The organism is Pseudomonas helleri (genome assembly GCF_009600315.1).
GTDB classification, from domain to species: domain Bacteria; phylum Pseudomonadota; class Gammaproteobacteria; order Pseudomonadales; family Pseudomonadaceae; genus Aquipseudomonas; species Aquipseudomonas helleri_A.
This window is the reverse complement of record NZ_WIWC01000022.1, coordinates 64,224-73,681: the sequence shown is the minus strand read 5'-3', so window position 1 is coordinate 73,681 and position 9,458 is coordinate 64,224. Positions and strand designations below refer to the sequence as shown.

Here is a 9,458-nt window from a genome sequence, read left to right as displayed (position 1 = left end):
CGCTGAGTTCGGAATAAGACATAGGGCAGCACCGTACCGGAAAGGTCAGGTGTTGCACTCAGTTTTTGCCGCCGCCCCGTGTATCAGGAGATCTTTGGGAACCAGGATATTAAAAACCGTAGTAGGGTCCGCTGCCTGAGCGACTGACACCACTTCATGGGTCCCAACCAAATCATCATCATCTGGATTTTCGGGATTACCGGGGGTAAATGCTTTCCAGCCCGCCTGCAAGCGCGTCTCCGGCGCCACGCCGTTCCACCATGGCATATGGATAACCAGATCGTTGGCTAACTCGGTAATCGGCAACAAACCATCAGAACCAGCTATGGTTGAGGGCACTGTGATGTCTGACACAGCCCGAACTACACCACGGAAGGCACGGGTTGGGCGGGTGCGGGTAATGAACATGATCAATTCTCCTTAAGGACACTTCTGCTGTGTGAACATGGGTGAATCCAGATCGCTTTCTGATTAACGGTACGACTTTAATCCGAAGTTTTACATTCATCGAGCAGACACTACTGGCGTAAACCAGGCCGTCTCGAGTCTGATGTTGAACTAACCATCGCTTGAAAAAATTTTGCACCACCCCTAATGTCTTAAATACCTTATAAGCAATCACTGGACTCTTGTTGTGTGATTATTTGATAGTGGCCGTGGACATAAGCATCAGGCATATTTATAACTCCCGAATGATTTTTCAAGGTAGGTTGCAGACACGTGGTTTAAATCTAGTAAGTGTTCAATTCTTAAGTGATTTCCAGTGGAGAAATCATAAAATACGCTTGGACAGGTAAATGCAAATTCATCAATCGCGACTTCACCCTTTTCCCTGGATGACTCAGCATAAAAAATAATGTTTGTCATAGCGGCACCGACATTAGATTTAATTTCGATAACTTAGTATCTGCGTATTTTTTGACGTTTGCAGCTGTAAGAATTGACAGTTGATCATCGTATTTTGCGATTAAAGGAGGCTTTGATATAACCAGAAAAATTAAAAGTGGCGCGAGAACTGAGTGCAACGCCTCGCCCTCCGGCAAGGCGCCCTTGATGTCCCGTTTCATAAGAACAGCGGGGCTGTCCGTGGACTTTCGGAAGTCGACGAGCTCGGTATAGAGATAGATTTTTCAACTTTTGCGTCGGGACGCATTATGGGGTGCTGGCTCCGCAAAGTTATCGGGAGCACAGCATTGATCATTAGATTAAGGCGTGGAGTGTGTAGGTGGGGGGGTCGCTTACGATTTTTTACATCGTCAATGGTCGAAGCCTCAGCTCTATCAGAGCTGAGGCGATGTTGAAATTATCACCAGTTATATCGCAGGCCCAGGTTTACACCCCAAGGCATCTCAATGTTTTCGCCGTTGCTATATTCTACGTCTCCATGAACTTGAAGCACATCACTCAACTGCGCTACTAGTCCTGCACCTATTTCCCCTCTATTACCAGAAAGGTCATTGCTGAATCGGGTGGTGTTTATCTTGACGTTGTTGCTATTGGCAAATTCACGGGCGACTGCCACCTTGACATAGGGTTGAACAAAACCACCAGAATGCAGCGGAAAGTTTTTGCCCACACTCGTACCTACCTTACCTAAAAATGAATCAGCTTTATTGCTTTTTGCATTCAGGCCATTATCAAGATGATACCCCTCACCATTAACCCAAAGGGATGATGCCTGCACAAAGGGTTCGACAAACCAATTATCTTTTAGCTTGATATGTTTACCTGCTTCTACGGACGCCCCCAATCCATAATTTTTATAATTGCCTTTGGATTTTTCACCATCACTCATGCGCACATCAGCGTTGTTTTTGAACTGGTTGGCTTTGATGATTGCATCAATATAGTAACCTTCATCCGACAACCAAGTACCGTAGACACCAACATACGTACTTTTGACCGAACCAGTAGTGCCCGCAATTATATCTAGATCAGATTTACTGTAGCCACCCATAACGCCAAGGAGTACATTTCCGCTGGACGTCGGTAGCATGCCATCAGCACCAAAGGATACGCCTTGCTGTGTCTGCTGGTAAGCCGTACCGCCGGCTGCTGATAAATTATATTTATTCCCGTATGAGCGCATCCAGGCCCCACCTTGAGCCTTACCGTATCGCAGCTCGCCCATGCGGCTGCGAAGAGAACTTAGCTCTCCGTACCAGACAGTGGGTGCCGCAGAGAATATACCGATTGCTGCTTTCGTACTTGGCGTGGTGATCTCGCCATTTTGCACCAAAAACCAATCGGTCCCTTTTTGCTGCAAGGTGTATGTAAACGTACCCAAATCGACCTGATCACCGACTACGCCAAACTCAGCTGTACTTCCATTACCGGTATGCACCAACTGTTGATCCTGGTCACCTACTAGAGGTTCGCTACCCGTATTTCGCACTAACAGTTTGTAGCTACCCGTCGCCACACCCGCGACGTTGATAAGATCACTGGCATGGGCAGCCAAATCAGTGTCCATAACGAACAGACCATTACCCGACAAGCTATCGAGACTCAACGTACCGAACGCGCCTACTCCACTGCCGAGTTCAACAGTGCCAGCATTCATAGCAAGATTAGAAACGCCCAACCCATCATCTGTTGTCCAGGTAGAATTATCCAAACTCAGGTTCTCGACGCCGCTAAGATTACCGCTTAATGTCGAATTAGCGAATAGGCTAATGTTTTCAACGTCGCTAATATTACCACTGACGCTTGAATGATTACGGACAGTCAAATCGGTAGTACCTGTCAGATTACCGGTATAACTCGAGTTATTATTGAGATCAAATGACGCCACATTAGTGACATTACCCGACAAACTTGAACTGCTATCTAAAAAAACGGTAGCGGCCGCACCATCGGCCACTAACACATCACCATTCAATGCATTATTAATAATATTGAACGTTGCCGATGAGTTATTTGCGACTTCAAGAATAATGCCATTACCGCCAACCAGCGTTGAGCCATTTTGAATGGTTACAACAGCCTCTGAAGGGCGGGCGTCATTATAGCTACCAACGAGTATTGCGCTTCCTGTATTTCCAATAATTGTCGATCCGTCGACGATCGCTGAAGGTGTGAACGCCTCTGGAGTAGACCCTGAGTCAGCACTCAAAAGCAGACCGGTTTTGTCCCCTGTCACTACACTGCCATTTTCAATTGTCGCACGGCCGCCAAACAGCGCTACACCGTGGCCGCCATCTAAAAAGCCTGTTCCGCCGGCGTCTGATCCATAAACATTCGAATTAGACAGCACTATGTCGCTTCCCGCGGCCACGCTAACGCCCCTACCGACCCCGCTTATTTCACTGCCTGAAACTGATGCCGTCGACACATTGGCAAGTACAAGAGCGAATGAATTAGAACTTGTAACGGTTGAATCTGAAATAGTAGCGCTGGCGTTTTGAAGGTCGAGGCCATTTATTTCCCGTGAAGATGAGGGCGCTCCAGTTACAGTCGCTCCAGTGAGGTTTATTTGAGCGCCTCCTGATGCGACTATCTGCTCAGTTGCAGCACGTGAAGCCACGTTAAGTGTTGCACCATCACTCACCACCCAACTTTCAACCGCATCCCCGGATTCTACTGTCGATACCACTCCTGGACCGGTAATGGTATCGGCCTGCAAATTGGCGGACAAAGATCCGCTTGCCAAAATAGCCATTACTAGACACGACCGCTTAGGGACTATAAGTTTTCCGTTCATGCCAACCACCTTGCTTGAATCGAGTATGAAATGATGGATTGCCGTGCTTGCAAACGACTGAACTTCCAGCCAATTACCAAACACCTCCAAAGTTCGTACAGTATTTTTAATACTGAAAGACTTGATGCAGGGTATTTCGCCCCCACTCAAGTGTGGACGCGAAGATTAGTTAGCCATACAACCACCGTCAACTCATCTCAAGCACAAAACATAAAGGTAAGAACTATAATCTCCGCCCTGCAAACCAATCGGAAAAACCCTACAATCATGCGCTTATAAACCCATCGCTTAACAGCAACAAATATGCTAACTACTGCCTATCAGCCACAAGCCCCAGTTCTCAGAGTCTGTAAAACGCCTTAGCCACCCATGGATTAATGAGTTCAACCCTGTAAAAGGGGTGAACCCTCGCTGGGCAAATGCTCAAGATCAAGTCGATTGAGCACATTAAGGAATAATCCTTATTCCCTTTTATCTAACTCACTGCTTGATCGTTTTCATCATAAGCTTTGTTCCTATTTACACTTTCACTTTCACAGTAAAGCTGGCAAATCTGAAAATATAAACTGTCACTTATGACAGTAGACAATGCGGATAAAACCAGTGATACCTGATTGTTTTGTCTGTCAAGAATTGCACTCCAAAACCAAACACGGCTACGTACCTCCCTTACGTTCCTGTAAATCACATTATTTGTACAACCGCCCGCACTCACGCCCTTCCATAGGAAGGGCGCAGCAGCCGATAACCATTAACCTTTACGTGGCTTTATACGGGCCGTCGCTTGCGCAACGAGCGGGTCATCGGGCCAGTAATGTTTGGGATAGCGACCCTTCAAGTCTTTCTTCACCTCGGCATAGGTGCTGCGCCAAAAGTTGGCCAGGTCCTGAGTCACTTGCACTGGGCGTCGCGCTGGCGACAGCAAATGCAACTTGACCGTTTGTCGACCTCCCGCAATCCGCGGTGTATCTGATAAGCCAAACAGCTCTTGTAAACGTACGGCTAATATCGGCGGATGCTCACTGTAGTCCAGACGCACTGACGACCCCGATGGGACGGTAATGTGGTGCGGTGCCAGCTCATCAAGACGCTGCGGCAAAGGCCACTTCAACACGTTACGCACAATGCTCGACAGGTCGAGATTGGCAAAGTGACTTAACCGCGTTACCCGCCCTAGATAAGGTGCCAGCCACTCTTCAAGGGTGGCCAGTAACGCGGCATCGCTGACATCCGGCCATTCGCTCTGCCCTTGGCTCTCTATATCGAGTTGACGCAACAACGCGACTCTGGCCTGCCACTGCCGCAGTTCGGGTGTCCACGGCAACAGTTCAAGGCCTTTGCGCCGCACCAGGCTGACTAATGCCTGGATGCGCGCCGCTTCATCGAGGCCGGTCAGCGGTTCACGGCTCAGTACCAGTTCGCCCACTTTGCGCTGGCGTTCAGCACGCAGTACGCCTTCGCGTTCGTCCCAGTCCAGTTGATCGACCACGCTCACCTGCTCGCTCAATACACCGTCCAGCAAGACGGGATCAAATTCGGCGGCCAGATAGATACGCTCTTCACGCTGACCCTGACGACTGCCCAGGTCCGCAATCACCAACCAAGGCTGTTTCATCAAGCCATCAACTTCGCCGAACAGAGCTGCGCGGCCATTGGCGAGCCGATATTCCGCCCCTCCTGATTTGCGCTGCTGAGCAACGCGGTCGGGGTAGGCCAGCGCCAGCAAGGCGCCCAGCCAGCGCGGATGATCCGGATCGGCCACCGGCTGCGTGGCCTTGCCCCGTAACATGCCGCGATACTGACGGGCCAATTGCTTTGCCCGCTGCACACCGCCCTGTCCGCCGCGTGCCGCACGGCTTTCGCCAGACAGCAAGGCGAGACGGCTGTGCACATCAGCCCCGGCGCCGCGCAAAATATCGCGTTCACCCAACAAGGCTGCGACGTCACAGGCCATGTCAGCCAGCCCGAGCGCTTGCCCACGCAACAACAAATGAGCGATGCGCGGATGCGCCGGCAATTCGGCCATGGCTTCACCGTGGGGAGTGAGCTTGCCGTTGCTCAACGCGCCCAGCCGCTCAAGCAATTGCTGGGCCTGTGCATAACTGGCAGCGGGCGGCACATCGAGCCACACCAGTTCATGCGGGGTCACGCCCCAGCGCGCCAGCTGCAACGCCAGCCCGGCCAGATCGGCCTGTAATATTTCGGCGCTGCCATAAGCCGCCAATTGTGCATGTTGATCTTCCGACCACAGCCGATAACACACGCCCGGCTCCAGCCGCCCGGCCCGGCCCGCGCGCTGGGTAGCGCTGGCTCGGGAAATGCGCTGAGTGTCGAGACGGGTCATGCCGCTGCCCGGATCGAAGCGCGGCACCCGCGCCAGCCCGGCATCGATCACGACCCGAACACCATCAATGGTCAGGCTCGTCTCCGCGATATTGGTCGCCAGTACCACCTTGCGCACACCGCTGGCCGCGGGCTCGATGGCGGCACGTTGGGCGGCCAGGTCCAACTCGCCATGCAAAGGGCAAAGCAGGATGTCACTGCGTGAACCCAGCGCCTCAGCCAGTTGTTGATTGACTCGACGAATTTCCGCCTGACCGGGCAGGAACACCAGCAGGCTGCCGCTTTCGTCGTTGATGGCATCCAGAACGGTCTGCACCACCCGTGGTTCGATAAATTCGCCCGGTACAAACGGCCGGCCCCAGCGCAGGGCCACTGGGTACATACGGCCTTCGCTGCGGACCACAGGCGCATTGTCCAGCACGCTGGATAACCGCTCGCCTTCCAATGTGGCGGACATCAGCAAGAGTTTAAGTGGCTGCTCATCGCGAAACAGCTCACGCCCATTAAGGCTCAAAGCCAACGCCAGATCAGCATCCAGACTACGCTCATGGAACTCGTCAAAAATCAGCAAGCCCACGCCTTCGAGTGCCGGGTCGTGCTGCAAACGGCGGGTCAGGATGCCTTCGGTGACGACTTCAATACGGGTATTGGGCCCTACTTTACTGTCCAGTCGAATCCGATAGCCCACGGTTTCGCCGACCTTTTCGCCCAGTTCACTGGCCAAACGCTCAGCCGCCGCTCGGGCGGCCAGACGCCTGGGTTCCAGCATCACAATCTTCTGCCCGGCGAGCCACGGCTCGTTCAACAGGGCGAGCGGCACCCGCGTGGTTTTACCGGCGCCGGGCGGGGCTTCAAGCACCGCTTCATGGCGTTCACGCAAGGCCTGACGCAGCGCAGGTAAAACTTCATCAATCGGCAAACAAATCATGGTGGCTCCAGAACAGTGCGACGAGTATAACGGCGAACAGTTCGGCATTAAGCACGGTCTTAATGTTGAGTCCGATTCTTTAAGCTCCTTCGAGGTCTTGTGTATGCGTATCCCTTCTCGTGTGATTGGCGGCGTTGTAGTGGCGGCTCTGCTGACCCAGTTGACCGCCTGCGGAAGTATTTTCTTCCCTGACCGGCGCGGTCAGATCGACGGCAAGATTGACCCGATGATTGTGGTATTGGATGCCGTGGGCCTGCTGTTTTATGTGATTCCCGGCCTGATTGCGTTTGGCGTCGACTTCGCAACGGGCGCAATTTACTACCCACCGGGCAAAACCGCACACATCGCTCCGGAAAAACTGCGCGAAGCGGTTGGCGCCGATGGCAAAGTCGACAACAGCAAACTTCAGGCGATCCTTGAAAGTGAATTGGGCCATAGCTTCCCGCTCAATGACCCGCGCCTGATTCAGCACAAAGGCAGCACGCAACAGTTAGCGATGTATGGCCTGAGCCCTGCCGCCTGAATCAAGGACGTTTTATGACCAGCAGCGCGGAACACGCTCGCCTTTTACGCTTGGCCACCCGTGCGTCAGTGGCAGTGGCCAGCCTGTTGATCGTGACCAAGGCCATCGCCTGGTGGCTCAGCGGCTCAATCAGCATGCTCGCGGGCTTGACCGATTCGTTGCTCGACGGTGTCACCTCGTTTCTCAACCTGTTAGCCGTCCATTACGCGCTGCGCCCGGCAGACGACGATCACCGTTACGGTCACGGCAAGGCCGAGTCATTGGCCGGAATGGCGCAAGCGCTATTTATTGGCGTGAGTGCGGTGCTGATTGCGTTTCAGGCCGTCGAACGACTGAAACACCCGGAGCCGGTCGGGGCACCGTGGATCGGGATTGGCGTGATCATCTTTTCGCTGGTCATGACCGTTGGGCTGCTGGTGTTACAACACCGCGTGGTCAAGGCCACAGGTTCCAACGCGGTACGCGCAGACTCGCTGCACTACCGCTCAGACCTGATGCTCAACGGCAGTATTTTGGTGGCGTTGGTGCTGGCCAGCGTGGGCTTCCCGCAACTGGATGCCTGGTTCGGTCTGGGGATTGCGGTGTATATCCTCTGGAGCGCGTATCAGATCGCCCGCGAGAGTTTTTCTGTGCTGATGGACGAGGAGTTACCCTCCGATGTCAGTGACAACATGCTGACCTTGGCCTGTAACGTGCCCGGCGTATTAGGTGCGCATGACCTGCGCACTCGCATCTCCGGCAACGTCTGGTTTGTTCAACTGCACCTTGAACTGCCTGGTGAACTCACACTGTCCCAAGCGCACAGCATCAGCGACAGCGCGGCGCAAGCCATTGCCGAGGCTTATCCACAGGCCGAAGTGCTGGTACACGCTGATCCGCAAGAAGTCGTCAAACCCCGGGCCACTTCACTCAATAGTTGACCTGATAACCGCGGCTGCCCAGACAGTTGCCCTGAGCCTGCCGGTAGGTTTGCACCACGGCGGGCGATGGGGCATAGGTCACTTTGGCCGGGTCAAAGCCGCTTTGGTCAACCGCCCAGCGATAACAGTCGTAGCGATCCTGATCGATTTGCGCAGCACTCTGACCATTGGCCGGGTACGCCACCACGTCATAACCGTTGCCTTGAGGCTGCGGCATCGGCTGTGCGATGGCCGTTGGCGGCTGTACCACGATGTAATCCTGTGAGGCCGGTTGGTAGGCGTAATAAGCGCCGGCTGCGAGGAACAACAACGACCCTCCGATCCAGACTTCTCGCGCATAGTCCGGCAAATACCCTACGCGGATCCCGTAAGGCGGCTGCACGACCACGTACCTCGGACCTTGGGGGCGATACCAGTAGCCGCCGGAAAAGAAGTAGTTCTGCCCACGATACGGCACTTGCCAGTGGCGATCAGGGAACCGGTCAACGATGTAACCGGGCCGGTATTGCGGGCCCGAGCCCCAGCCATTGCCGTGCCCACCCGGTCGACCCGGCCAGCGATTAGCGTCAGGGCGGCCGTTATTGGCGCCAGGGTTGTAGCCCGGCCTTGAAGGTCCCCCGCCCTGCCAGTGAGGGGAATTGCCCTGCGGTCGGGGCGCGGTTTGCCAATGACCACTCGGCGGGCGCTGGCTTTGCTGTACCGCATCGGGACGCGGCTGGATCACAAGGTTATTGCCCGGCTGACCGGGTCGGCCTGAAGGCTGATGGTTGTCAGGGCGCGGTTGATTGCCTGGATGCTGATTCCATTGCTGACCCTGTGGTCGACCCTGCCATTGCCCTTGTTCGGGACGCGACTGATTGCTGCCGCCCTGCCCTTGCTGACCCTGTTGCTGGCCACGCTGTTGCCCACCGTCCGGGCGGCTTTGTTGCTGAGGGGGTCCATCACCTCGCTCATCGGCCAACGCCTGACTGCCGACACTCAGGCAGATCAGACCAGCAGTAGCCAAACGCCAGATGCGCGATTTCATGGTGTTCCTCACGA

General features: G+C 54.1%; 6 protein-coding genes. 2 read left to right on the top strand and 4 right to left on the bottom strand.

Translation table 11 applies throughout. The features are described from left to right. Positions 1 to 45: 45 nt before the first annotated feature. The 3 genes from GHN86_RS14380 to hrpB all read right to left on the bottom strand — a co-directional run bounded on the left by GHN86_RS14380 (position 46) and on the right by hrpB (position 6,974). The gene (locus GHN86_RS14380) at positions 46 to 408 is read right to left on the bottom strand and encodes a hypothetical protein (RefSeq protein WP_153386789.1); all 363 of its coding nucleotides are present in this window, start codon (positions 406 to 408) and stop codon (positions 46 to 48) included. A gap of 898 nt (positions 409 to 1,306) precedes the next feature. After that, positions 1,307 to 3,661, bottom strand: a complete 2,355-nt coding sequence (locus GHN86_RS14375; RefSeq protein WP_194286553.1) for an autotransporter outer membrane beta-barrel domain-containing protein — start codon at positions 3,659 to 3,661, stop codon at positions 1,307 to 1,309. A gap of 793 nt (positions 3,662 to 4,454) precedes the next feature. After that, on the bottom strand, positions 4,455 to 6,974 hold the full coding sequence (gene hrpB, locus GHN86_RS14370; protein WP_153378983.1) for an ATP-dependent helicase HrpB: 2,520 nt from the start codon (positions 6,972 to 6,974) through the stop codon (positions 4,455 to 4,457). A gap of 103 nt (positions 6,975 to 7,077) precedes the next feature. Here hrpB and GHN86_RS14365 point away from each other — a divergent pair, with 103 nt between their 5' ends. Together GHN86_RS14365 and GHN86_RS14360 are read left to right on the top strand one after the other, a co-directional pair. Then, the gene (locus GHN86_RS14365; protein ID WP_153378982.1) at positions 7,078 to 7,497 is read left to right on the top strand and encodes a polyribonucleotide nucleotidyltransferase; all 420 of its coding nucleotides are present in this window, start codon (positions 7,078 to 7,080) and stop codon (positions 7,495 to 7,497) included. Between the two features lie 14 nt (positions 7,498 to 7,511). Continuing rightward, positions 7,512 to 8,417, top strand: coding sequence for a cation diffusion facilitator family transporter (locus tag GHN86_RS14360; protein ID WP_153378981.1), 906 nt, complete (start codon positions 7,512 to 7,514; stop codon positions 8,415 to 8,417). Here the strand turns inward: GHN86_RS14360 and GHN86_RS14355 are convergent. Continuing rightward, positions 8,407 to 9,444 carry a DUF6515 family protein gene (locus tag GHN86_RS14355; protein WP_153378980.1) on the bottom strand — a complete coding sequence of 346 codons (1,038 nt, stop codon included), beginning with the start codon at positions 9,442 to 9,444 and terminating at the stop codon, positions 8,407 to 8,409. The genes GHN86_RS14360 and GHN86_RS14355 overlap by 11 nt on opposite strands. Positions 9,445 to 9,458 lie beyond the last annotated feature (14 nt).

Excerpts from the sequence above, each read along its gene's own strand:
- GHN86_RS14380 (WP_153386789.1), bottom strand. The coding sequence starts at position 408 with ATGTTCATTACCCGCACCCGCCCAACCCGTGCCTTCCGTGGTGTAGTT.
- GHN86_RS14375 (WP_194286553.1), bottom strand. The coding sequence starts at position 3,661 with ATGGCTATTTTGGCAAGCGGATCTTTGTCCGCCAATTTGCAGGCCGAT.
- hrpB (WP_153378983.1), bottom strand. The coding sequence starts at position 6,974 with ATGATTTGTTTGCCGATTGATGAAGTTTTACCTGCGCTGCGTCAGGCC.
- GHN86_RS14365 (WP_153378982.1), top strand. The coding sequence starts at position 7,078 with ATGCGTATCCCTTCTCGTGTGATTGGCGGCGTTGTAGTGGCGGCTCTG.
- GHN86_RS14360 (WP_153378981.1), top strand. The coding sequence starts at position 7,512 with ATGACCAGCAGCGCGGAACACGCTCGCCTTTTACGCTTGGCCACCCGT.
- GHN86_RS14355 (WP_153378980.1), bottom strand. The coding sequence starts at position 9,444 with ATGAAATCGCGCATCTGGCGTTTGGCTACTGCTGGTCTGATCTGCCTG.